The 25,339-nt window shown below is 37.5% G+C and carries 23 protein-coding genes; 18 read left to right on the top strand and 5 right to left on the bottom strand.

Going from position 1 to position 25,339, the window contains the following annotated elements:
• The first annotated feature begins 33 nt into the window (after nucleotides 1-33).
• Nucleotides 34-825 carry an SDR family oxidoreductase gene (locus CWR48_RS15240; RefSeq protein WP_115774181.1) on the top strand — a complete coding sequence of 264 codons (792 nt, stop codon included), beginning with the start codon at nucleotides 34-36 and terminating at the stop codon, nucleotides 823-825.
• A 37-nt stretch (nucleotides 826-862) separates the two neighbouring features.
• Here the strand turns inward: CWR48_RS15240 and ytaF are convergent, their stop codons facing one another.
• Nucleotides 863-1,492, bottom strand: coding sequence for a sporulation membrane protein YtaF (gene ytaF / locus CWR48_RS15245; protein ID WP_115774182.1), 630 nt, complete (start codon nucleotides 1,490-1,492; stop codon nucleotides 863-865).
• 314 nt (nucleotides 1,493-1,806) lie between these two features.
• Here ytaF and CWR48_RS15250 point away from each other — a divergent pair, with 314 nt between their 5' ends.
• Nucleotides 1,807-3,978, top strand: coding sequence for a DNA topoisomerase III (locus CWR48_RS15250; protein ID WP_115774183.1), 2,172 nt, complete (start codon nucleotides 1,807-1,809; stop codon nucleotides 3,976-3,978).
• 138 nt (nucleotides 3,979-4,116) lie between these two features.
• Nucleotides 4,117-4,356: a ferredoxin family protein gene (locus CWR48_RS15255; protein ID WP_115774184.1), complete on the top strand. Its 240-nt coding sequence runs from the start codon at nucleotides 4,117-4,119 to the stop codon at nucleotides 4,354-4,356.
• Between the two features lie 159 nt (nucleotides 4,357-4,515).
• Here the strand turns inward: CWR48_RS15255 and CWR48_RS15260 are convergent, their stop codons facing one another.
• The gene (locus CWR48_RS15260) at nucleotides 4,516-4,749 is read right to left on the bottom strand and encodes a hypothetical protein (protein ID WP_115774185.1); all 234 of its coding nucleotides are present in this window, start codon (nucleotides 4,747-4,749) and stop codon (nucleotides 4,516-4,518) included.
• A gap of 189 nt (nucleotides 4,750-4,938) precedes the next feature.
• Here CWR48_RS15260 and CWR48_RS15265 point away from each other — a divergent pair, with 189 nt between their 5' ends.
• Complete coding sequence (locus CWR48_RS15265; protein WP_115774186.1) at nucleotides 4,939-5,367, top strand: VOC family protein; 429 nt, start codon at nucleotides 4,939-4,941, stop codon at nucleotides 5,365-5,367.
• 63 nt (nucleotides 5,368-5,430) lie between these two features.
• On the opposite strand, the gene CWR48_RS15270 is transcribed toward CWR48_RS15265, so the two are convergent.
• Nucleotides 5,431-6,612, bottom strand: a complete 1,182-nt coding sequence (locus CWR48_RS15270) for an MFS transporter (protein ID WP_115774187.1) — start codon at nucleotides 6,610-6,612, stop codon at nucleotides 5,431-5,433.
• 3 nt (nucleotides 6,613-6,615) lie between these two features.
• On the bottom strand, nucleotides 6,616-7,758 hold the full coding sequence (locus CWR48_RS15275; protein WP_115774188.1) for an MGDG synthase family glycosyltransferase: 1,143 nt from the start codon (nucleotides 7,756-7,758) through the stop codon (nucleotides 6,616-6,618).
• Nucleotides 7,759-8,005: 247 nt separating this feature from the next.
• Here CWR48_RS15275 and CWR48_RS15280 point away from each other — a divergent pair, with 247 nt between their 5' ends.
• Nucleotides 8,006-8,770: an acyl-[acyl-carrier-protein] thioesterase gene (locus CWR48_RS15280; RefSeq protein ID WP_245976832.1), complete on the top strand. Its 765-nt coding sequence runs from the start codon at nucleotides 8,006-8,008 to the stop codon at nucleotides 8,768-8,770.
• Nucleotides 8,771-8,858: 88 nt separating this feature from the next.
• On the opposite strand, the gene CWR48_RS15285 is transcribed toward CWR48_RS15280, so the two are convergent.
• A complete protein-coding gene (locus CWR48_RS15285; RefSeq protein ID WP_115774189.1) occupies nucleotides 8,859-10,646 on the bottom strand; it encodes a glycoside hydrolase family 13 protein in 1,788 nt (595 codons plus the stop codon).
• A gap of 627 nt (nucleotides 10,647-11,273) precedes the next feature.
• On the opposite strand from CWR48_RS15285, the gene CWR48_RS15290 reads away from it, so the two are divergent.
• From CWR48_RS15290 to CWR48_RS15350, 13 genes are all read left to right on the top strand, one after another.
• Nucleotides 11,274-12,545: an extracellular solute-binding protein gene (locus CWR48_RS15290; protein WP_115774190.1), complete on the top strand. Its 1,272-nt coding sequence runs from the start codon at nucleotides 11,274-11,276 to the stop codon at nucleotides 12,543-12,545.
• Between the two features lie 138 nt (nucleotides 12,546-12,683).
• Nucleotides 12,684-13,988 carry a sugar ABC transporter permease gene (locus CWR48_RS15295; protein WP_115774191.1) on the top strand — a complete coding sequence of 435 codons (1,305 nt, stop codon included), beginning with the start codon at nucleotides 12,684-12,686 and terminating at the stop codon, nucleotides 13,986-13,988.
• A gap of 2 nt (nucleotides 13,989-13,990) precedes the next feature.
• Nucleotides 13,991-14,839, top strand: coding sequence for a sugar ABC transporter permease (locus tag CWR48_RS15300; protein ID WP_115774192.1), 849 nt, complete (start codon nucleotides 13,991-13,993; stop codon nucleotides 14,837-14,839).
• Nucleotides 14,840-14,882: 43 nt separating this feature from the next.
• Nucleotides 14,883-15,704 carry a DUF1189 family protein gene (locus tag CWR48_RS15305; protein WP_115774193.1) on the top strand — a complete coding sequence of 274 codons (822 nt, stop codon included), beginning with the start codon at nucleotides 14,883-14,885 and terminating at the stop codon, nucleotides 15,702-15,704.
• Between the two features lie 427 nt (nucleotides 15,705-16,131).
• Complete coding sequence (locus tag CWR48_RS15310) at nucleotides 16,132-17,151, top strand: LacI family DNA-binding transcriptional regulator (protein ID WP_115774194.1); 1,020 nt, start codon at nucleotides 16,132-16,134, stop codon at nucleotides 17,149-17,151.
• 113 nt (nucleotides 17,152-17,264) lie between these two features.
• Nucleotides 17,265-17,987, top strand: a complete 723-nt coding sequence (locus tag CWR48_RS15315) for a ThuA domain-containing protein (RefSeq protein WP_115774195.1) — start codon at nucleotides 17,265-17,267, stop codon at nucleotides 17,985-17,987.
• A 5-nt stretch (nucleotides 17,988-17,992) separates the two neighbouring features.
• Nucleotides 17,993-19,030: a Gfo/Idh/MocA family protein gene (locus CWR48_RS15320; protein ID WP_115774196.1), complete on the top strand. Its 1,038-nt coding sequence runs from the start codon at nucleotides 17,993-17,995 to the stop codon at nucleotides 19,028-19,030.
• A complete protein-coding gene (locus CWR48_RS15325) occupies nucleotides 19,030-20,064 on the top strand; it encodes a Gfo/Idh/MocA family protein (protein WP_115774197.1) in 1,035 nt (344 codons plus the stop codon). The genes CWR48_RS15320 and CWR48_RS15325 overlap by 1 nt, the downstream gene beginning before the upstream one ends.
• Nucleotides 20,065-20,090: 26 nt before the next feature.
• Nucleotides 20,091-21,059 (top strand): sugar phosphate isomerase/epimerase family protein, encoded by a 969-nt coding sequence (locus CWR48_RS15330; protein WP_115774198.1) that lies wholly within the window; start codon nucleotides 20,091-20,093, stop codon nucleotides 21,057-21,059.
• A gap of 482 nt (nucleotides 21,060-21,541) precedes the next feature.
• Complete coding sequence (locus tag CWR48_RS15340) at nucleotides 21,542-23,200, top strand: glycoside hydrolase family 13 protein (RefSeq protein ID WP_115774200.1); 1,659 nt, start codon at nucleotides 21,542-21,544, stop codon at nucleotides 23,198-23,200.
• Nucleotides 23,201-23,631: 431 nt separating this feature from the next.
• On the top strand, nucleotides 23,632-23,754 hold the full coding sequence (locus CWR48_RS21030) for an NADPH-dependent FMN reductase family protein (protein ID WP_281270294.1): 123 nt from the start codon (nucleotides 23,632-23,634) through the stop codon (nucleotides 23,752-23,754).
• On the top strand, nucleotides 23,744-24,103 hold the full coding sequence (locus tag CWR48_RS15345; protein ID WP_115774201.1) for a flavodoxin domain-containing protein: 360 nt from the start codon (nucleotides 23,744-23,746) through the stop codon (nucleotides 24,101-24,103). The genes CWR48_RS21030 and CWR48_RS15345 overlap by 11 nt, the downstream gene beginning before the upstream one ends.
• Before the next feature lie 263 nt (nucleotides 24,104-24,366).
• Nucleotides 24,367-25,335, top strand: coding sequence for an N-acetylglucosamine kinase (locus tag CWR48_RS15350; RefSeq protein ID WP_115774202.1), 969 nt, complete (start codon nucleotides 24,367-24,369; stop codon nucleotides 25,333-25,335).
• The last annotated feature ends 4 nt before the right edge of the window (nucleotides 25,336-25,339 follow it).

Below are 25,339 nucleotides of genomic sequence, written 5' to 3' on the forward strand. Positions count from 1 at the left end.
ATTGAATCTATTAAATTGGAGAGGTGAAAACGGATGGATTTAAAATTACAAGGAAAATCAGTAATCGTAACTGCTGCAAGTAAGGGATTAGGCAAGGCAATCGCAATGGAGTTTGCCCGTGAAGGTGCTCATGTACTAATTAGTAGTCGCAACGCGGAATCACTACAAGCGACAATGGATGAAATTATAGAGGAAACTGGAAATAAGAAAATCGATTATGCCGTTTGCGATATGAAAAATGTAGCAGATATAAATGCTTTAGCTGCAAAGGCAATTTTATGGAATGGAACCGTTGATGTGTTAATAAATAATGCTGGGGGACCGCCAGCTGGACCATTCATGGAAATGACTGATGACGATTGGTATCATGCATTCGAATTAAATTTACTTAGTTTTGTAAGAATGATTCGCTCTGTTGTACCAACAATGCAAAAACAAAAGAGTGGTCATATTGTAAATCTTGCTTCCTCATCAATTAAAACAAGTCTTGATCAGCTAGTCCTTTCCAATACATTACGACCAGGCATTGTTGGATTAGCAAAGACATTGGCACAGGAGTTAAGTGTGGATAATATATTAATCAATACGGTTGGACCTGGAACGATTGAAACGGACCGGATTTTAGACTTAAATCAATCGAAAGCGAATCAGCAAAATGTCGCAATCGATCAAATAAGAGATGAAGAAATAGAGAAAATCCCGATGAAACGATATGGCAGGCCAGATGAATTTGCAAAGGCCGTTGTGTTCTTAGCATCTGGAGCAAACACGTATATTACCGGGCAATCATTAATCGTGGATGGTGGATTGGTGAAGGCATTATAGGATGAAGCTGTGACTGCTTCATCCTTTTTTTTTCAGATTAATAAATAATATTGACGATCCCGAGTCCGATAAGTAGTGCCGGTGGAAGTAGTGTTAATCGTTGTAATTTCTGATGCTGGGCTAATAAAATGCCAATACGCATACCGGAAAATAAAAATAATCCACTCATAGTCGCGATTAGAAATGCAGTAAGTACCGGTGAGTATCCTAGCATTGATGCACCAATTCCAGCACCGAAGGCATCAAGTGAAAGTGCGAATCCAAGTAATACGGCCTCGCTAACAGAAATAATACCAGATTGGTCCAAATCCGCTTTATCTGGCGTGGAGAGCACCGTTTTAATATCGCTGAGGGTGGTAGAATTAGGGTCCGTTTCTGTAACCTGTTGCTTTCTCAATTTTGAACGAATGATATTTACAAGCGAAAATATTCCTAGTGTAATCAGGATGACACCACCAAAAATCTTTGCTGTGTCTGCTGAAATGAGGGTTTCAAGCACTTTTCCAATTGTCATTGCGGTCAATAATACAATGCCGGAGCAGACCATGATAATGAATAAAGCACGTAAAGGGACCTTGATTTTCTGCATGCCATACGTAATGCCAACCCCAAAACCATCTAGACTTACCGCAATCACTAATAAAAATAATCCAGTAAAATATAGCATCGTATCATATCCTTCATGTAAATTCTAAGTTAGTTTATGGAAACAGGAGTAGGGATGTGAACAGAAGTTGAATATATTTATTAGGTATACCGTTAAAGCTATCACTAGGGGAGGGAAAGATGCTCGCTCGAAATCAGTAGTCAGTCGCTTGAAATGTGTGGATGCCCGCTCGAAATCAGCAGCCCGTCGCTCTATTGAATGGATGTCCTGCTCGAATTGAGATAGTTATCGCTCGAATCAATATTACATGCTAACTTACATTGCTGTTTTATGTTAAAGTAACAATAGAGGTTTAAAAAGAGAGGATTTTTTACATGAGTAAAACGTTAGTTCTAGCAGAGAAACCTTCTGTTGGCCGTGATATTGCCCGGGTACTTGGGTGCAGTAAGAAGGGGAACGGCTATTTAGAGGGCTCAAAATATATCGTGACATGGGCGCTTGGGCATTTAGTTACCTTGGCGGATCCAGAAACCTATGATGATAAATATAAAACATGGCGGATGGAAGACTTGCCAATGCTGCCTGTAAGTCTTAAACTTGTCGTGATGAAAAAGACTGGCAAGCAATTTAGTGCGGTTAAAACCCAAATTACTCGGAAGGACGTAACTGAGATTGTTATTGCGACGGACGCTGGTCGTGAAGGTGAACTTGTTGCACGCTGGATCTTAGAGAAAGTCCATGTGAATAAGCCGATTAAACGTCTGTGGATTTCGTCAGTTACAGATAAAGCGATTCGCGATGGTTTCAACCAATTAAAACCGGGAAAAAATTATGAGAATCTATATGCTGCGGCTGTTGCTCGTTCGGAGGCAGATTGGTATGTTGGCTTAAATGCAACCCGTGCATTGACAACCAAATTCAATGCGCAGCTATCCGCTGGACGTGTGCAAACACCAACACTTGCAATGGTTGCAGCTAGAGAAGAAGAAATAAAACAATTCAAACCACGGAAATTTTATGGTATTGAAGCCAAAACAGATAAAGGATTTACATTAAGATGGCTGGATGAGAAAAATAATTCAAGAATGTTTTCAAAAGAAAAAGCAGATGCCTTACTGAAGAAAATACAAAATAAGCCTGCAACAGTAATCAATGTAGAAAAGACATTTAAGAAGAAATTCGCACCGCAGCTTTATGACTTAACAGAATTACAACGTGATGCCAATCGAATCTTTAATTTCTCAGGGAAACAGACCCTTTCAATTATGCAAAAGCTTTACGAACAGCATAAGGTGCTAACGTATCCCCGTACAGATTCGCGTGTGATTACAACTGATATCGTGCCGACGTTGAAGGACCGTGTGAAGGCATGTGGTGTCGATCAGTACGCAAAGGCAGCTGCCAAGGCGTTACGTAAAGACTTCAAGCTAGGAAAATCAGTTGTCGATAATGCCAAAGTGTCTGATCACCATGCAATCATTCCGACCGAACAACATGTCATCTTAGCTGAGCTAACAGATCAAGAACGCCGGATTTATGATCTTGTTGTCAAACGATTTTTGGCAGTGTTATCGGATCCGCATGAATATGAACAAACAACGATTCATGCACAAATTGAAAAAGAACATTTTCAAGCAAGAGGTAAGGTCATTAAAAAGCAAGGCTGGAAAGAAATTTATGATAACCGCTTTGATGACGATGAGAATCATGATGACCAGCGTTTACCTGCAGTAGAGAAAGGGGATACCTTCAGCAACTTAAAGGTTATCCAAACTTCAGGTGAAACAAAACCACCGGAACGCTTTACAGAAGGGGCACTGCTTCAAGCAATGGAAAATCCTGTTCGCTATATGAGCTCTGACGAGAAGCATCTCGCAAATACGATCAACCAGACTGGTGGGTTAGGAACCGTTGCAACACGTGCTGATATCATTGAAAAATTATTCAATAGCATGTCGATGGAATTGAAGGGCAAGCATATATTCATAACATCAAAAGGTCGTCAATTGCTTGAACTTGTTCCAGAGGGCTTACGTTCACCTGCATTAACAGCAGAATGGGAACAGAAGCTTAGCCGGATTGCAGATGGAAAACTAAGCAAGGCCAAGTTCATCGCAGAAATCAAAGAATATACAAAAGTGGCTGTTTCAGAAATTAAAGGTAATGATGATAAATTTAAGCATGATAACATCACGGGAACAAAATGCCCGAACTGTGGCAAGCTCATGCTGGAAGTTAGCAATAGAAATGGGCGAATGCTCGTTTGTCAGGATCGTGCCTGTGGACATAAGAAAAATATTGCAAAAGTAACGAATGCTCGGTGCCCAAATTGCCATAAGCGTCTAGAATTACGTGGTGAGGGTGATGGTCAAATGTTCACCTGCTCATGTGGACACCGAGAGAAGCTTTCTACTTTTAATGAACGAAAACAACGCGAGAAGAAACATAAAGTGTCAAAAAGCGATGTGAACAAGTATTTAAAGAAACAAGATGATGGATTTGCGAATAATGCCCTTGCAGATGCACTTGCAAAGTGGAAAAAATAAGAATGTGGGCTCTCCGTATGGTGGAGGGCTCTTTATTTTTAATGATAAAAAATGCAGTTTACTTGCAATCAATCTCCATGTATCATTAAACTAAATAGGAAATCTTTTTTTATTAGTTTATAAGGAGGTAATACATAAATGGCTTTTGTTATATTAGATCCATGTGGTCCTGAGAAGGCAGCGGAATGTGTTAGTGTCTGCCCGGTGGATTGTATTGAAGAAGGTTCAGATCAATTTTACATTGATCCAGACGTTTGTATAGATTGTGGTGCATGTAAGGCAGTTTGCCCTGTTTCGGCTATTGAAGAAGAGTATGATTTAAGACCTGATCAAGAAATCTTCTTAGAAAAGGCTGAGGAATTTTTCTTAAATCGGTAGAATATCGTATGGAAATTAATAAATCCTCGATAAATGTGGACAGGTTATACTGTCGCATGCTATCGGGGATTTCATTTTGAGATATAGAAGTTATATTGTAGTAAAGTAAAAAGGAGACTATCGCTGGATTATATGCCGTTAACGCTCATGTTTTGAGGTTTATTCCCAAGTGAAATCTTGACTTATTTTTAATTCTTGTAACTGTTCCATAACTTCCTTATGCCGTATTTCACTTTGTTCTTTCATCGATTTAAAGTCAGTTCTTATTGAGGTCTGATTTTTTTTAACAGAGCTTACTTCTTCTTTAATAGAGCTAGTTTCGTATTTCATTGCAGTTTGCTCTTCTATTATCTTGACAACAATATTAACTAATTGAGTTAACGGTGCTTCCATACAGTCCAATGTGCCTGCATTTTTTCACCTCCTATTTAAACATCTTTGTCGTACATTATAATGAAGTCACCGTTTCCATATGCGTATTAAAGCGATTGTAAAGGTTTCAAATTAAAGCTAGAAAAAATTAGGGTTTTGTAAACATTAGTGATAAAATGCAGATATAAAAGTTTCGAAGGAGTGAATCAAATGTCAGTTGATATCTATCTTACATTTAACGGTAATTGTCGAGAAGCGGTATTATTTTATGCAGAAATTTTTGGAACAGAGAAGCCCAAAATTATGACCTTCGGAGATCAGCCAGCAAATCCGGAATACCCTTTACCAGAGGGTACAGAGAACCTTGTCATGCATTCAAGATTAAATATTGATGGAAGTAATGTGATGTTTTCCGATAATTTCCCTGGGATGCCATTTGTTGAAGGGAATAACATTACCTTATCCTTTATCAATAAAAATGAAGATGAAATTAGATCTGCCTACGATAAACTAAGCAAAGGTGGGGAGATTGTATTAGAACTTCAAGAAACATCATGGAGCAAGCTATATGGACAAGTAACTGATAAATTTGGTATTCATTGGCAATTTAACCTAGATAGTGGAGAAATGGAATTTTAATAAAAAAGCCGATTTTCATGTAAATAATTGAAAATCGGCTTTCCTTATCTGTTTGAATACACGCTACATCAATAAATTCTTATTTCGATACCACAACGAATAAATGAAATAGATGACAGCAGTCAATCCAAAAAAAGCTGCACTGAATTGTATCGTTGTGATGATACTACTTTGATTGGCTAAAACACTACCGACTGTTGGTCCAATCATGACGCCAAAACCTTGTAACGCTGAGAATATTCCCCAACCAGCTTCCTTTAAATCCTCTGGAATATAGCTCGCAATGAAGGAGTTCCATGCGGGTAAATAGAGTGCATAGCATATCCCAAGAAAAATAACGATTGAGATGGTTATTGCAAGATTTGGGCTAATAATTAGAAGTAATAGTGACATTGCAAGTAGGCATAGACCAATAATAAAGGGAATTATTTTATTGGAAATGCGATCAACAAGCTTTCCAATTGGTACGAGAAATAATAGTGCACTTCCTCCACCTAACAACATTAACAAGGAATATTGATTCGTTGTAACCCCCAGAACATTAATTGCAAATGCTGGAAGAATAGGGATGATCATGCCGATTGCAATCCCTTGAAATAATAACCCAGGCACAACCACTTTACTTGTTTTTAATAATCGGAACGTAATATTTCGCTGCTCCTTAAGATCGGAATGGCGATAGGATACGTCCCCCTGATTGGCAATGCTATAAATAATCCAACCGATGAGAACAAGTATTGGCAGAAACCATAAAATATGCTGGATATTAAACTGTAAAAAATGGTTCATTGTGACAAGTCCTGCACCGATTCCAGCAAGCCAGCCAAAATAGACAATGCTAATATTCTGACCACGCTTTTCCTGTCCTGCTTTTGCCAATAAAACAATCCAAAGCGGGCAGATACCAATCCCTAATAAAAGGGCACTGAAAATCATTGTAAAGCTATTCGTCCATGTAGCGGCAATCGTTAAGCTAATGAAAGAAATGAAAAAGCTTAAATGAATCACAAGATTACTGCCGAGTGGCTTCATAACATAACCAACAATTAAGTTTGTAACAGAATCCCCAATAAAATGAATCGATACTGCCACCCCGATTATTGTTAATGAAATCCCTATAGGATGGATCGATAATCCAGGGAGAAAGCTAAAAATAAATGCGCCTCGCACAAATTCGATTAGAAAAAGGGCAATCACAAGCAAGAAAAACTCTTGCTTAGCCGAAATGCTTTTTAGAATAGTCATTTGTTAAATAATTTCCTTCTTTAGTTTTATTTGTTCACTATCAATTATCTCACTAACATTTTCATAAATAACTTCAGATGCATTGGCATGATATAAAAATTTCATCTGATGTTTCATCTTCTGTTGTAGTTCTTCATCTGTAATGACATTCGTAATTACCTCGATGAGCTTGTCAGGATTGCTTACATTTAGAGAAGCACCTTTTTGTTCGAAAAATATAGCATTTTCCCGTTCTTGCCCGGGAACAGAACGATATAAGATTAACGGAACCTGTACTGCTAATGCTTCACTTAATGTGATTCCACCGGGTTTTGTGATCATTACAGTAGCTATTTTCATTAATTCGTCCATTTTATTAGTATAACCTAAAATCTGTACGTTCTTATTCTCTTCAAATTTATTAGTTAAATTCATCTTTAACTTTTTATTATGACCACAAACAACAATAACCTGATTATCGTCAATATGGAGAAGATTATTGACAATATCTACCATGTTCTTCAATACACCATAAGCGCCAGAGGCTAACAAGGTGATTGGTTTCTCTGGATTTAACCCATAGGACCTAATCAGTGCGGCACGATCCGATTGCTGCTCAAAGCTTGGCTCAATTGGGATACCGGAAACCTTGATTTTATCTGGTGAGATCCCTTTATCTACCATGGCAGCTTTCAAATCTTCTGATGCAACAAAATATCGGGTAATTTCTTCATGTATCCAGTTATTATGCAAGCCAAAATCTGTTAAGACATTTACCATTGGGATTGGCGAACCGGATTTCTTTAAGAATTCCGGAACAACGACCATTGGAAATGTATTGATGATGATGTCGGGATTGAAGTCCTTCACTAGATTTGCAAGCGTCTTTCTCCCATAGTAGTTCATGAAATCTAGTGGTAAGCTATTCTTATCTTTATTTCCTGCGTAGTAGAAGGAGCCATATAATTTCTGTCCATAAGTAAAGCTCTTAATATATAAGAACTTCGTTGCCTTTGTTAACAATGGATGCGCCTCTAAAAATAAATCAGACTCAATGACTTCGTTACACCCATTATTCATAAACGTATCTTGTAGTGTCTTTGAAACTTTTAAATGGCCATTTCCATAACTGCCAGTTAATATTAATATTTTTGAGTTTTTAATCATCAAATCACCTTTCAGGAAAAAATTCTTATTTATATGTGTATCTTGATAATATCAAAAGTAATCCATTATATTAAGAGTATAATGCAAAAATATTAAAATTACCTAAAGAAATTGTTAATTAATCATTAAAAACGGGACAATCCGGTTGAAATAGGGAATACTAATTGTTTGTTAAGCGTTGATACACAATGATTCCAACGGATGTGATAAAGTAAAACTATATTTAAGAAGCTTGATTGGAGAAAGGATGAAAGAAATGGAGCCTGTTTCATTATTTCAAAAGAAGTATCATGTTGATCCAAGCAATGTTGATTTTACAAAAAGTATGAAACTGAGTCATTTATTCAGTAGTTTTCAAGATATCGCCAGTCTAGCTTCCGAAAATCAAGGATTCGGGATTGCGTCTTTGGATCGGGAATTTGGTGTATCCTGGATTTTGGTGAAGATTCGCGTTGATATTATTCGATATCCTCAAATGGATGAGGAAATTACGATGGAAACATGGGCGCAAGAACCAGGGAAATTAGAATTTGAACGTGATTTTATTGTCCGCGACGGGCAGGGAGAGATTATTGTTAATGCTGTTTCCACTTGGGTAATTATGGATACAAAGGAAAGAAAATTGAGAAGAACAGATGTCATTTCCTATCACACGCCTACTGCTATCGAAGAACGGGCGATTGATTGCAAATTAGGTAAGCTGAAGCATTATGGAGACTTAGAATTGGCATATAAACGGGTGATTGGTTACAGTGATATTGATTTCAATGGTCACTTAAATAATTCGAAATATGTAGATTTTATTATGGATTGTTTTTCGCTTGAAGCCCATAAAGAGCGTGGGGTGCAATCTATTGAAGTTAATTTTAAAAATGAGGCATTGCCAGGGGATTGCATTGTCATGTACAAAGATACGACAGCAAGTAATGAGAATAAAATTTATATTGAAGGCGTAAACGAAAAGGATAAGAAGGTCGTATTTAAATCAGAAGTGAAAATTGGTCTGAGGTGATGGACTCTATTTACAGTCATTATGAAATGAATGGAAAAGAAGTACCGATCGCTACTCTTGGCACTTCTTTTCCAAAAGCGTTTCATGCTTATTTTATTTCAAAAATACGAAAATTTAATGGCTGGATATTAATTGCTGATGTTGGATTTAGCTTAATTGGTCTCTTCTGTAAAGTTAAATGGTCTTTCATTATCCATTCCTCTATGTTACTAGGTTCCGCATTTAAGAAGTTGCTGATCGAAATTTCACTTGTAGCTTTACTATTATTAACAACAAAAATTAGCCGTCTATCTCCATCGAATTTTTCATAAAGGATACTATTTTGTTTATTGTCTGTGTGAAGAAATCTAAATGAACCATGATTACCGAATAGGGAGTCTGATTTTCGTAATTCGATTAGTAATTTTACATAATGAAATAGGTCTTGATTTTGATTCTTTTTTTCCCACTCCATACATGCTCGGCACCCAGGATCCTGTCCGCCAGCCATTCCTATTTCATCACCATAATAAATACAAGGAGTTCCGATAAACGATAATTGGAATAAATAAAGTAGTTTTACCCGGTCTATATTCTCCTCAGCCAGGGTTAAGATTCTCGGTGTATCATGACTATCAAGCAGATTAAAGGAAACCGCATTAACATTCGCTGGATACATCGTTAGAACTTTGGAGATGACATTGGCAAAGCTACTTGCATTTATCATGTCTTTAGCGAAAAAGTCAATTGCTCCATTTGTAAATGGATAGTTCATGACAGCATCAAATTGATCACCCTGCAACCATGGCATCGAATCATGCCATATCTCGCCTAAAATATAAGCATCCGGCTTCGTTTGCTTGACTATGTTACGAAACTCTCTCCAGAATGCATGATCAACTTCATTTGCTACATCTAAACGCCAACCATCAATATCAAATTCTTCAATCCAATAGCGTGCTACATCTAATAAATATTTTTTGACTTCTGGATTCTCAGTATTGAGTTTAGGCATTGCACCGACATAGGCAAATGTATCATAGTTTGGTTTAGGTTTTTCGACAATTGGAAAATCCCATATATGAAACCAATCTTTATAATTAGATTTCTCCTGATTTATTAAAACATCCTGAAATGGAGCAAAATAATAGCCACTATGATTGAAAACGGCATCTAACATCACACGAATGCCGCGATTATGACATTCGTTAATTAAACGGCGGAATGTTTCTTTATCACCAAATTGCGGGTCGACTTCCATATAATTGATCGTATCGTATTTATGGTTTGAATGCGCTTTAAAAATAGGGGTGAAATAGATACCATTAATGCCAAGATCAACTAAATAATCAAGATGGTCGATAACACCTTGAAAATCACCACCAAAGAAATTAGTCGATGTTGGTTTGGAACTCCCCCAAGGAAGTGTTCCAGCTGGATTTAAACTAGGATCACCATTTGCAAAGCGCTCTGGAAATATTTGATACCAAACCGTATCCTTTACCCATTCGGGTGCTGTAAATATATCAGCAGCATTGAGAAACGGAAAGCAAAAATAGTAGGCAGTATCATCAGTCGGAGCTACATTATAAAAGCCCTTTTCGGTATATACGAGTTTTTCATTTCCACTCTTTAGTTCGAATCCATAGCGGAGACGGCGGAAGGGAGGCGTAATTTCTGCAAACCAGTAATCAAATAACGCATCAGATGCTTGCAATAACATATCTTTACGATTAAATTGCCAACCATTTTCATCCCAATTGTAAGGATCTCCATGAACAAGCATTACCTCGTCTACGTCGTTCTTTTTTGTTTTGAGACGAATGTGTAGTCTTTTTTTGTCATAGGCATAGGCAAAATTATTTTTTGGACGGTGGTATATTGCTTCACACAACATAATTATCATTCCTTTCATTAGTAGAACTGGGCATAGCCAAGTGTTTTCAACAGTTAGATAGTATTTTTATTTCTTATTTACTAACTAAATAAAACCCCGCTTTCCAAAATGGAAAACGGGGTTGTTGTTAATAAACAAAGCATTGCCCTTATTATTTACAATTACAATTTACAGGAAGATTTTTTAATTGTCAATCATTATTTGATGTAGATCATATACTTCGTGAGGTTTCAATGCAAGCGGGTAATCACATTTAGATTATTAATCAAAAAAAGATTTGTGAAAACGATTGCATTATTTTTAGAGACGGGCTATAATAAAATCACAAGTTGCGCAAACGTTTTCACAAAACATTTAGTTTGCCTGCTACCATGCTAAAAGGGGGAAATGATGGAAAGGTGAATCATGAATGCGAATGTTATAGGTCATGTTGTCTATACATATTAATGGCATTCATGAAGTCTTAGGCTAGGAAACAGATACTTTTACAAAGCAATAATCATATAATTGTTGATTAGCCTAAAACCAAATGTATTAGATTGTTAGAATTAACCGTAACAGTTAAGTAGGGGAATTTATTTGTTTTAGTTAAAGAAAATTATTAACTGATAAAGGGAGGAAATAACAATGATTACGATTGGATGGAAAAAACTTGCTCTCGGTTTGGCTGTATCTGGGTCGCTATTCTTAGCGGCGTGTAGTGATGGTGAAGACAAATCTACCGGTGGAGAAGATAGTGGGAGTAGCAGTACCGCAACTTTAGAAATTGGAATCGAGGAAGGTTATATTGATTTTGTAAATGAAATCGTTCCCAAATTTGAAGAAGAATACGATGTAACCGTTAAAGTCACCGAAAGAGATTTATTTGATACTTTAGAGGCATTACCATTAGACGGTCCAGCAGGGCTTGCTCCAGATGTAATGATTGCACCATATGATCGAATTGGGAATTTGGGGCAACAGGGTCATTTAGCGGAAGTAACGCTACCAGATGATGGAAGATATGATGACGTTGACGAGCAACAAGTAACGATAAATGAAAAGGTTTACGGATCACCTTTCGTCATTGAATCATTAATTATGTATTACAACAAAGACTTAATTGATAAGGCGCCAGCTACATTTGAAGAACTCGAAGCATTAACGGAAGATGAGCAGTTTGCTTTTAAATCTGAATCGGGAAAGAGTACAGCATTTTTAGCAAATTGGCTGGATTTCTATAATTCATACGGTCTACTATCTGGTTACGGTGGATACGTTTTTGGGGATGTAGGAACGAATACATCAGATATCGGCTTAAATTCAGCTGAATCTATTGAAGCAATCGAATATGCAACCCATTGGTTAAAGGATATTTGGCCACAAGGAATGCTAGATTCTACTACTTCAGGTAACTTTATTGATGAGCAATTTACAACTGGAAAAGCTGCAGCAATTATTGGTGGACCATGGTCAGCTAATAATTATAAAGATGCAGGGGTTAATTATGGTGTTTCAACAATCCCAACATTGCCAAATGGTGAGAATTATCAGCCCTTCGCGGGTGGTAAAGGCTGGATTATCAGTAATTATGCCAAAAACAAAGAGGCAGCACAGAATTGGTTAGATTTTGTTACAAATGATGAAAATCAGCAGCTGTTGGTTGAAAGAAATGCAGAGGTTCCCGCTAATCAACATACAAGAGAAATTGTAAGCCAAGGGGATGACGAATTAACGATAGCGGTTATTAATCAATACAATTCTGCTGTTCCAATGCCGAATATTCCGGAGATGGCAGAAGTTTGGACTGGCGCAGCAACATTAATGTTTGATAGTGCATCAGGAAATAAAACACCTGAAGAATCTGCAAATGATGCAGTTAAAGTTATTAGTGACAATATTGAACAGAAGTATGAATAATATTCTATAATCCTATATTTGGCAGAGATGAACTCTGATCTCTGCCAAAGTTCATTTTAGGTAGATGAGAAAGTGTAACTAAGGATGTCGCCTAAGTTCTTGGTTAAACCTTAGTTTTCTAAAGGGAGTGAAATAATTGTGAAGAATACAGAACTAGATGAAAAGCGCATTCGGAATGCGACATTGCTCTCTATTATTCCTGGTTTAGGTCAATTTTATAATAAACAAGTATTTAAAGGAATCGTATTTCTTGCGGTATTTCTATTATTTATTATAGAAATGGTAGGTTTTGGTGCGGGAGCATTAGTTGGATTAATTTCGCTGGGTAGTATTCCAGGTGAGAATCACTCCCTTTTCATGCTAATTGAAGGAGCATTACAAATTCTTATTTTTGCTATTTTTTTACTGTTTTATATTGTAAATATATATGACGCTAGAAAAGTTGCAAAATTATGGGCGGAAAATAAAAAAGTAAATACATCCATTACATCCATTATGGGAAATGTTGCTGATCATGGATTTCCATATTTATTAACGATTCCAGCATATCTCGCAATGATATTTGCAATTATCTTTCCCGTTCTCGTAACGCTATTCATTGCTTTTACGAATTATGATTTCTACCATATACCACCAGCAAGTTTAATTGACTGGATTGGTTTCAAGAACTTTATCAATATTTTCCTGTTAAGCTCTTATCGGGATACATTTTTGGCTGTATTAGGCTGGACGATTATTTGGACAGTATGTGCAACAACCTTACAAATCGTAATCGGTATTTTTACTGCAGTTGTACTAAATCAAAAGTTTATTGTTGGAAAAAGAGTCTTTGGAATTATCTTTTTGCTACCGTGGGCTGTTCCCGCTTTTATTACAATCATGAGTTTTTCAAATATGTTTAATGATAGTATTGGGGCAATCAATACACAAGTAATCCCACTAATCGATTCCCTTCTTCCTTTTATTGATATAGGAGCTATTCCGTGGAAGACAGATCCTTTCTGGACTAAAATAGCGATTATTATGATTCAAGGCTGGCTAGGATTTCCATATATTTATGTTTTGGTTTCAGGCATTTTACAATCTATCCCAGAGGAACAATATGAGGCGGCAAAAATTGATGGTGCAAATGCAATTAAGCGATTCAGACATATTACAATGCCAACCATTTTCATGATAGCTGCGCCTATTTTTATCACACAATATACGGGGAACTTTAATAACTTCTCGATGATTTACTTATTTAATGAAGGTGGACCAGGCAGTATTGGTGCCGGTGCAGGATCAACTGATATTTTAATTTCCTGGATTTATAAATTAACAACGGGAACATCGCCACAGTATTCTGTTGCAGCAGCGGTTACATTGTTTATTTCTGCCTTTGTCATTATTGTTTCTTTAATTGTATTTAAAAGAACAAGGGCATTTGAAATGGAGGATTAACGATGAATTTATTTAAATCCCAAAAATTTTCCCAGTCTCTAAGCAAGGTCTTTACTTATTTCTATCTCATCCTGTTGGCGATTGTTATCATATATCCACTTTTAATCACAGCAAGCTCCGCTTTTAAAGCAGGGAATATAACCGCTTTTGATCTGAGCTTCGATGCTAACTGGACGTTAGATAATTTTAGAAGATTATTTACGGAGACCCTATATGGCGAATGGTATATGAATACTCTAATCATTGCCATTATTACGATGGTCATTCAAGTAGCAATTATTACATTAGCAGGGTATACGTACAGTAGATACCGTTTCATTGGTAGAAAAAGAAGTTTAATGTTCTTCTTGGTTATCCAAATGGTACCAACAACTGCTGCTCTAACCGCTTTCTATGTTATGGCCTTGCTGTTTGGAGCATTGGACCAAAGCTGGTTCTTGATATTCATTTACATCGGCGGTGGTATTCCAATGAATACATGGTTAATGAAGGGATACTTTGACACAGTACCAATCGATTTGGATGAATCAGCGAAGCTCGATGGTGCAGGCCATTTAAGGATATTTATCCAAATTGTGTTACCTTTAGTGAAACCAATGCTAGCAGTTCAAGCCTTATGGGCCTTCATGGCACCATTTGGGGAATATATGCTTGCCAGGTTCCTGCTTCGTACACCTGAAAACTTTACCGTAGCAATTGGGCTGCAAACCTTTATTAATAATCCAATGAATCAGAAGGTTGCACTCTTTGCAGCTGGAGCAATTTTGATTGCTGTCCCAATTAGTGTTTTATTCTTTATGCTCCAAAAGAACTTTGTATCTGGTTTAACTTCCGGAGGTACAAAGGGATAATATTAGAGGAATACTGCGAATTATATAGAAATGAAGTGAATAAATGAAAACAGATATTTTCCCATTAAATTATTTTAAGACAATATGGACACCATTAAAGGTTTTTAGAGGACGACAGCAATTAAATTGGTTGCAAATTCTAGTCATTTTCCTGTTCTTAAATGCTTTAATCATGATACCAGTCTCCCTTAGTTTTGCAAAAATGGATGCATTTCCTATCGAAGGATCCTTTCCAAATGCATTTGCATTAATAGACGAATCTGCAGTTACAGCTATGAAGGAAGCAGAATTCACAAATGGGAGAGTGGATTTACCTTCCAGCTTTCTTTTTACAAGTGACAATGGGGTGATTGGCGGCGCTTTATCTAAAAAAGAGGCAGATGAGCTGATCAAGGAAGAAAATGCAATCATATTTCTAGCAGATAAACTGATAATAAAAGAAGGAGACAATCCGATTTCAGAAGTAAAATATACAAAGGATTTTACTTTAGATAATGTGACATCAACTGCTGAATTGAAAACTGCTATATCACAGCAGTGGTTCATTCAAAATAAAGGATTTATTGTCGGTAGTTTAATTCTTGCTGTTTTCAGTCTGTCACTCGCTAGCATTGTATTTATCGTTCTAGGATCATCCATTTTCATTTATTTTACAAGAAAAGGACAATTTTCTTCGATAAAAACTTTTAAAGAATCCGTAAATTTAATTGTAAACGCAATGGGACTAGCTTCCGTAATATCAATGGTTATCGGCCTCATCCGATATGATATGATCACGATGCTTATGATTCAGTCATTCGGAGCGGTACTGATGATATTAGCTGTTTTCTATAAAACTCGTTTCAATGATGACGCAGCAGTATGAATTTTCCATTCAATATGACTAAGTTAGTTTTCTTGTAGATTATTGATTTAATCAAGGAATGAAAAAATGATTTTAAGTGCGACATAGTGACAATTTTGTTTAAGATCTGGTGGGATGTGGCTATCCAAACACTGGTCACCATCTCTTCATTACAAATCAACATCGGTTATCACTGGGTAAGTCACTCCTTTATTATTAGTTTTTGCACTTACCCAGCGGAAGAAATACACGAAGACTCCTGCGGGAAGAAGAGCTTAGGTGAGACTTCGAAGTGCGTCAGCACGAGATGGCTCACCAGCTCCCCGCGGAAAGCGAAGTGTATTTCTGGAGCGATATGCCTGAGAGCAATTGACAAACCACTGTGGTTCACATTTTATCTAATGTCCTAAACAAAAATGAAGTTAATAATGATTAGATGGTGAGATGAATGGTGACGATAAAAGACGTAGCAAAAGCAACCGGAGTATCTCCCTCTACAGTATCTAGAGTTATTGCGGATAATCCAAGAATAAGTATGGAAACAAAGAAAAAGGTTAGAAAAGCGATGAAGGATTTAGGATATTATCCTAATATTCACGCCCGTAATTTAGTGGTGAAGTCATCGAATGCAATTGGGGTTGTCATGTCTTCATCAGCAGACAAAGCATTACAAAATCCGTTTTTTCCAGAAGTTTTGCGTGGAATCGGATCCGTTACACATAAAAATCAATATTCCATTACACTTTCCAGTGGACAATCAGAAGAGGAGATTCTAAATGAAGTAAAAAGTATGGTCTATGGCAGTTCAGTAGACGGCGTAATTTTACTTTACTCCCGAATAAATGATGGTGTAACAAACTTTTTACTTGAGCAGAATTTTCCATTTGTCATCGTTGGAAAGCCAGTTGAAGCTATCGAGCAAGTCACACATGTAGATAATGATAATTTTAAAGCTGGAAAAGAGATAACAAATTATCTTATTGAACAGTCCCATGAACGAATTGCATTTATTGGAGGGTCACGTGACTTGATGGTGACAATGGATCGTGAATCAGGATATCAAGTTGCATTAGCGGAAGCAGGATTGCCAAATATTGATGAATATAGAATCCAAACGGAGTTTTTAAAGTCAGGTGGTCAGGAAGCGGTTGAATGCATCTTAGCTATGAAACATCGTCCAACAGCGATTGTTATAAGTGATGACTTAATTAGTCTCGGGGTAGTGAGTATGTTAGAAAAATCAAATATACGAGTACCAGAAGATATTTCAATCGTAAGCTTTAACAATGTCTATCTTTCAGAAATTATCCGTCCAGCGCTCACTACTGTTGATGTGCATATTTATGAGCTAGGTGCAAAATCTGCAGAAGCGATAATAAATAAAACAAATAATAAGTCAGAGCCTGCTAAAAGAATAATCATACCGCATAACATTGTTTATCGGGATTCGGTTATTAATCGAGGCTAAGCAAATATATAACGTTTTAATATATTCAATGATTCATATCATTTAAAGGATTGTTACCACGTATTAAAGAATACTAGTATATGCAGGTGGAAAATAGAAAGGGGTATACAAAAATGAACATCCTCGTCTGGAATGAATACCGACATGAAAAAAAGGATCCGAAAGTTGCGGAGATTTACCCAAATGGGATCCACGGAACAATTGCAACATTTCTTCAAGAAGACTATGAGAATGTGAAAACGGCAACATTGGATCAACCAGAGCATGGATTAACAGATGAAGTATTAGAGAATACCGATGTATTGATTTGGTGGGGGCATCTCGCACATGATGAAGTAAGCGATGAGATTGTTGAAAAGGTAAAACAGCGTGTCCTAGATGGAATGGGGCTGATTGTTCTGCATTCTGCCCATTTTTCAAAAATATTTAAAACATTAATGGGCACAGGATGTGATCTGAAGTGGCGGGAAGCGGGCGATAAAGAACGCCTATGGGTTGTTGACCCAACACATCCAATCACAGAAGGAATTGGCCAGTATATTGAACTGGAACAGGAAGAAATGTATGGGGAACACTTTGATATTCCAGCGCCAGATGAGTTGATCTTTATTGGCTGGTTTTCAGGTGGTGAGGTATTCCGTAGTGGGGCAACCTTTAAACGTGGCAAGGGGAAGATTTTCTACTTCCAGCCTGGACATGAAACCCATCCGACTTACCATCATAAAGACATTCAACAAGTGATTAAAAATGGAGTAAAGTGGGCTGCAAGTATCAATACCCCAACACCAACATATGGTAATCATCAGGCATTAGAACAAAACAAATTGGGAGAGTGAAAGTCATGACAAAATTACGTGTGGCAGTTATTGGTTGCGGAAGTATCGCGAAGTATCGACATCTACCAGAATATGCGCTAAATCCAAATGTCGAAATTGTTGCTGTTTGTGATCTTGTAGAAGAAAGAGCAATGGCCACAGCAGAGAAATATCAAGCAACAGCATATACAGATTATGAAACATTACTAAAGACGGAAAAGCTAGATGCTGTCAGTGTTTGTTTACCTAATTACTTACATGCACCAGTATCTATTGCGGCTTTGAATGCCGGAAACCATGTGCTATGTGAGAAGCCAATGGCAACCTCTATCGAAGAAGCGGAACAAATGATAGAAGCTGCGAACAAAAACAATAAGAAATTGATGATCGGTCATAATCAGCGCTTTGTACCTTCCCACCAAAAGGCGAAACAACTAATTGAAAAAGGCGAAGTTGGGAAAATTTACAGCTTCCGTACTGCCTTTGGACATGGTGGACCTGAAGGCTGGAGTATTGACGGTAAAGATAGCTGGTTCTTTAATAAGGATCAAGCATTTATTGGTGCCATGGGTGATCTTGGGGTACATAAGGCAGATTTACTTCGCTATATACTCGGGGAAGAGTTCGTTGAAGTTGGAGCATTTGTAGAAACGAGTGCAAAGGAAAATACGAATGTTGATGATAATGCCGTGTTTATTTTGAAATCAGCGAGTGGTGTCATTGGCACATTAGCTGCAAGCTGGGCATATACGGCAAAGGAAGATAATTCGACGATTATTTATGGCGAAAATGCAACATTAAGATTGGAGGATCATCCGGATTTTTCGCTTATCGTCCAGCATAAGAATGGTGAGGTTGTGAAGTATGAACTAGGTGGAATCCAATCTAATGAAGCAGGCGGGCAAACAACGACACATGTCATTGAACATTTTGTCGATGCGATTCTTAACAATAAAGAACCGTTAATTAATGGGGTTGAAGGGAAGAAATCGCTCGAGGTCATTTTAGGAGCAATCGAATCTGTAGAAACAAAAAGCATTTACCAATTGGAGCGAGAAGTCTAATGAAAAAATTGAAAATGGGGATTATCGGTGTTGGCGGTATTGCCCAAGGTAGACATATTCCTGCATACCTTAACATACCGGATAAAGTGGAAATTATTGCAGTTCAAGATGTGGACACAGCTCGTGCAGAGGAAGTAGCTAAGAAATTTGATATTCCTCAAGTGTTTACAGATTATCATAAGCTCTTTTCCGTTGTTGAGGCAGTGACAATTTGTACACCAAATGCATTTCATGCGGAAATTACAATAGCTGCATTAGAAGCTGGTGTTCACGTATTATGTGAAAAACCGATGGCAATCACAGCGGCCGAATGTGAAGCAATGATTGCTGCAGCGGAAAAAGCGAATAAAGTATTAAGTATTGGCTACCATTATCGCCACCTAGAAGTGTCGCAGGTTGCCAAACGTGCAGTACCTGACATTGGTGATCCGCTTGTAACAAGGGTACAGGCACTCAGACGCAGGAAGATACCTGGATGGGGAGTATTTACGAAGAAGGAATTGCAAGGTGGAGGAAGTTTAATTGATTATGGCTGTCATTTTCTTGATTTAGCCCTTTGGTTATTAGACAATCCGAAACCTGTTGAAGTAATCGGTACTACTTATAATAAACTTAGTAAAATACCAAATCAATTAAATGACTGGGGAACCTTTGATCATGAAACCTTTGATGTCGATGATCATGTATCCGCTTATATTAAGTTCGAAGATGGTTCATCCATGTTTTTCGAATGCTCATGGGCAGCGAATATAAAAGAAGATACGAATCATCTCAGTATTTCAGGAGTCGATGGTGGATTAAATGTGTTTCCGTATGAATTCTACCAGCCGAAGCATGGAACATATATGACGACAGGTGCAGCATTATCGGATAATCAGCAGGAAGCAGGATTACTCCAAGCTGAAAACTTTGTTGACGCTTGTATTGGGGAAGCAGAGTTAATTAGTAAACCAGCACAATCATTACAAGTTTCAAAGATAATAGAGGCAATCTATCAGAGTAGTGAAATAGGTAAAAGTGTGAGACTTGGATAATTATTAAAATAGATGGAGGAGATCATATGAAACTCGGCGTATTTACAGTATTGTTTTCAGGAAAACCATTAGAAGAAATGCTAGATTATGTAAAGGATGCAGGACTACAAGCAGTAGAAATCGGTACTGGTGGAAATCCTGGAACGGCGCATTGTAATGTCGATGAATTGCTTGAAAGCGAAGACAAGCGCAAAGCATTTTTAGAAAAAGTGGAATCGCGTGGATTAACCATTAGTGCATTTAGCTGCCATGATAATCCCATATCACCGGATAAGGCACATGCGGAGAAATCACATGATACGTTTATTAAAACTGTGAGATTAGCAGAATTATTGAATGTACCTGTCGTTAATACATTCTCAGGTGTACCTGGTTCCAATGAAGATTCCAAACTGCCAAACTGGCCTGTCACACCATGGCCAACAGAGTATTCGGATATTCTAGAATGGCAATGGGAGAAAAAATTGATTCCATATTGGAAAGAGCAGGGACAATTTGCGAAGGACCACGGTGTGAAGGTTGGTCTTGAACTGCATGCAGGGTTCCTTGTTCATACGCCATATACGATGCTTAAATTGCGTGAGGCAACAAATGATGCAATCGGTGCGAACCTCGATCCAAGTCATTTATGGTGGCAGGGGATTGATCCAGTTGCAGCAATTAAAATTCTTGGTAAAGAAAATGCAATCCATCATTTCCATGCAAAAGATACATACATTGACCAGGATAATGTTAATATGTATGGTTTAACAGATATGCAGCCGTATTCAAATGTACAGACCCGTGCATGGAGTTTCCGTTCGGTTGGTTACGGACATAGTATTCAGGAGTGGTCGAATATTGTGAGTGCATTGCGGACTTATGGATATGATTACGTAATCAGCATTGAACATGAAGACCCAATCATGTCGATTGATGAAGGATTTAGAGCAGCAGTCAGGAATTTGAAGGCAGTAAATATTGAAGAATCGCTTGATGATATTTGGTGGGCGTAACTATGACTAAATAATAAATAATGCCCCTTCCTTTAGACTATAAATTGAAGGGGCTAACTGTTTTATCAATACTGGTACTGATTGCTAGATTGGCGGTAAGTAAGTGTCTGATGCGTTTGGCTGTCAGTAATATGTTTTGGCACTTCTTTAACTTACAGATCATTTTTCTTATCGTAAATATTTTGTTTACTAAACAAATTATGAATATGATGCTGCTAACGTTTTTGCTTCTCCTTCTGCCAGTACGTTTTTTTTTTCTGCAACATTAGTAATGTTTGCATTGACTAGGGAATGGGCAAAAAAAAGATAATAAAGGTCTGATATAATCCTTTCTGTATTATTTTAAGGAGAATTTTAAGTAGAGCACTGATTTTGTACATTAGCTATTATGAATTCACTTTTCTCCTTCTTGTCTTTTGCGGCTTTGTATCTACTCTATTTAACATTAACCAATCAAACCAAAGAATAAAGGGGGATTTTCCATGAAGATATGGTGGAAAGAAGCGGTTGCGTATCAGGTTTATCCACGAAGTTTTATGGATTCGAATGGGGATGGAATTGGTGATATTCAAGGGGTCATTTCTAAACTTGATTACTTGCAAAATTTAGGCATTGATGTAATCTGGATGTCACCAATTTATCAATCACCAAATGATGATAATGGCTATGATATTAGTAATTATCAGGAGATTATGGCTGAATTCGGAACGATGGCTGATTTTGATCAGTTACTAACTGAAGTTCATCAGCGTGGGATGAAATTAATTATGGATCTTGTGATTAATCATACATCCGATGAGCATCCATGGTTTATCGAGTCAAGGAAATCGAAAAACAATGCCTATCGTGATTATTATATTTGGCATCAGGGGAAAAAGGGTGTAGAACCGAATAACTGGGAATCGATCTTCGGTGGTTCCGCATGGAAGCATGATAACGCAACGAAAGAATATTTCCTTCATGTATTCTCAAGTAAACAGCCAGACCTCAATTGGGAAAATCCCAACGTAAGAAATGAGTTATACAATATGGTGAACTGGTGGCTGGATAAGGGAATTGATGGCTTTCGTGTTGATGCAATTTCTCATATTAAAAAGCGTCCAGGATTTCCGAATCTGCCAAATCCAAAGAAAAAGAAATATGTACCATCGTTTGCAGGACATATGAATCAGGATGGCATTCATATTTTTCTAGAAGAATTAAAGAAAAAAACATTTGCGAATTACGATATTATGACGGTTGGTGAAGCAAATGGCGTGAAGATTGAAGATGCAGATGAGTGGGTTGGCGAAGTTAAGGGCAAATTCAATATGATTTTTCAGTTTGAACATTTGGATTTATGGGGCAAGGATACAGATACAGGACTCGATATCCACGCCTTGAAAAAGACGCTGACCAAGTGGCAGAAAGGGCTAGATGGTGTGGGCTGGAATGCATTATTCCTGGAAAACCATGATCAGCCGCGTTCTGTCTCAAGCTGGGGAAATAGTGAACAATATTTAAATGAATCTGCAAAATGTTTGGCGACGATGTACTTCCTCATGCAAGGAACACCATTTATTTATCAAGGACAAGAAATCGGCATGACGAATGTGCATTATCCGTCGATCAATGACTATGATGATGTCGATGCAAAAAATCTATACCACAATGAACTCGCAGCTGGAACGCCGGTTGAAGAGATAATGGAAATAATTTGGAACACCGGCCGAGATAATTCACGGACACCAATGCAGTGGAATGATATGAAGAATGCAGGATTTTCTGATGGAGACCCATGGCTTAAGGTGAATCCAAATTATCAAGAAGTAAATGTAGCCAAGGCGATGGAATATTCAGATTCAATCTATTATTATTATAAACTGTTAATAAAGCTGAGAAAAGAAAATCCGGTACTAATCTATGGTAGCTATGAGCTCATTCTAGAGGATCATAATCAGGTATATGCATACACACGGACCCTTGGAGATGAAAAAGTGCTGGTATTGACGAATCTATTTGCTGTCGAAGCTAAGATAGAACTGCCAGAAGACGTTAAGTTAGGGGAGTTGTGGCTAGCAAATTATGAAGTCCGTTTAGTGGCATCTGATAGGGTGATGACGTTTAAACCGTATGAGGCAAGAGTGTATCAATTAAAATAATTTGCGTTGCATCGCTAACGATACTATCTAGGACACTATATAATTTTAATGCAGTAGATAACTTAAATACTGAGAATAGCCACGTCCAGCTCCAGCGCTAAAGCTGTAGCGAGACTGCCCTCACCTCCGTAATCTAAGTTTACCGCTTACGCTCCCAAAGAGTTTGCATTGTCTCAAAAGGCAAGGAGAAGTTCGACTAAGGTCGCTATTTCCTGTAGCAACGTCGAGCCACCCCACGTCCTGTGGGGGGCAGTCCGTACACAGCCCAAACTAGCTTTAAGCTTTTGTTCCTATATAAGTGCAACTAAGCCTTTCAGTGACAGTCAATTGTTTCTTTTAAGACCTGTTACATTGAAAATTAATTTATTTGAAAATGATTCTCATTATCAGTATAATGGATCTAGATAAATAACTCTCATGGAGGGACGAATATGAGCAAAATCTTAATGCTTTATGCCAGTGCGACTGGAAATACGGAGTTGATGGCTAAGGCGATGGTAAATCATTTAGAGAAAAATAATCATGACGTAGATGTGAAGATGTTTGATATATGATGATATAGAAGTCAAAGAACTTGAAAACTATGATGGCGTATTATTTGGCGTTTACACCTGGGTTGGCGGGGAATTACCGTTTGAAGTCGAGGGTTTTTATGATGAACTTGATGGTGTAAATATTAAAAGAAAGCCATTTGCTGTCTTCGGCTCTGCGGATTCCTTTTATGACGAATATGGTACTGCGCTTGATTTGATGTATGAACGCTTTGAGAAGTTAGGTGCCGTTATGGTCCCAGAGAAGCTAGTCGTCGATTTGGAGCCAAGCCCGGAAGAAATTAAGAAATGTGAACAGCTTGCTGAAAAGTTATCACTTCTAATTAATAGTAATCAACAAATTGTTAAGTAATACTTTTAAAAATGAAAGCATTTTGTATAGACCCGAATATAAACTATTTTTGCAGATAAGAAGGTGTGATGCTTTCTAATCTGCATTTTTCGTAGGTAAGGAAGGATAAGAACTTTCTTACCTACGAAAAGCAGACAGATTACATATTATTCAGATTAAATATAATTATAAAATATTATTTCGGCAAAAGTATTGTTTATTGACATAAAATTATATAATCTATAAATATACGAATATACTAAAGGAAACTGAGGGGAGAAAGAATGGAATATGTCCTTGGTATTGATGGTGGTGGAACAAAAACAAGCGCAGCACTTGCTAACGAAAAAGGAGAAGTTATTGCAAAAGTGACGGTAGGGGCAACGAATCCGAACGCAGTATCCAATAAAGTACTAAAGAATACATTCCAGGAGCTTTTTCTTTCATTAAAAAGCCAAACAGAAAATATAGGGTGCGAGTATATTCAAATTTTTGCAGGAATTGCTGGAGTTGGAAATGAAACGAATCGACGTCGAATTATTGACGTAATTGCTGGTTTCGTAACAAAAACTACGGATATCCATGTTGAGCCAGATCCTGTTAATGCCCTTTATTCCGGTACATACGGGAAACCAGGCATTGTCCAAATCTCAGGAACTGGGAGCATCACCTATGGAATTAACTCCGAATTACAAAATAGTCGTGTTGGTGGCTGGGGATATTTACTTGGTGATGATGGTAGTGGATACGATATCGGTAGGCGGGGTATTGTGGAAGCCTTAAAATTCTACGATGGCAGAGGGGATGCAACAATTCTGCTTACCAATCTATTCGCCTTTTATCATGTGAGTAATCCACAGGAATTGATGAAAAAAATCTATGCATCGACAACACCTAAAAATGATATTGCAGCTTTTGCAAAGATCGTGCTCGATGCATATAAACAAAAGGATTCAATTGCGGCCAGAATAATGATGAAGGTAGCAAAGGAATTATCCGCTAATATTGCAACACTTTATCAGAAACATTTTCAAGCAAATGAAAAAGTGGAAGTCGTTTTATGTGGAGGTGCATTCAGCGAACAAGAAATCCTACCGAAACAAATAGGGAAGAGACTACAGGAGTTGCAGTTAGATTTATCCGTAATATTGCCAAAAATGCCTCCTGTTGGTGGATCGTTAATCGGTGCTTATTTAAGCCAGGGGAAAAAGCCGTCTCAAGTAATGATTAACAACATAATTAATACGATTTAATTTA

The sequence above is a fragment of the Oceanobacillus arenosus genome (assembly GCF_003369575.1).
In the GTDB taxonomy this organism is placed as follows: domain Bacteria; phylum Bacillota; class Bacilli; order Bacillales; family Amphibacillaceae; genus Oceanobacillus; species Oceanobacillus arenosus.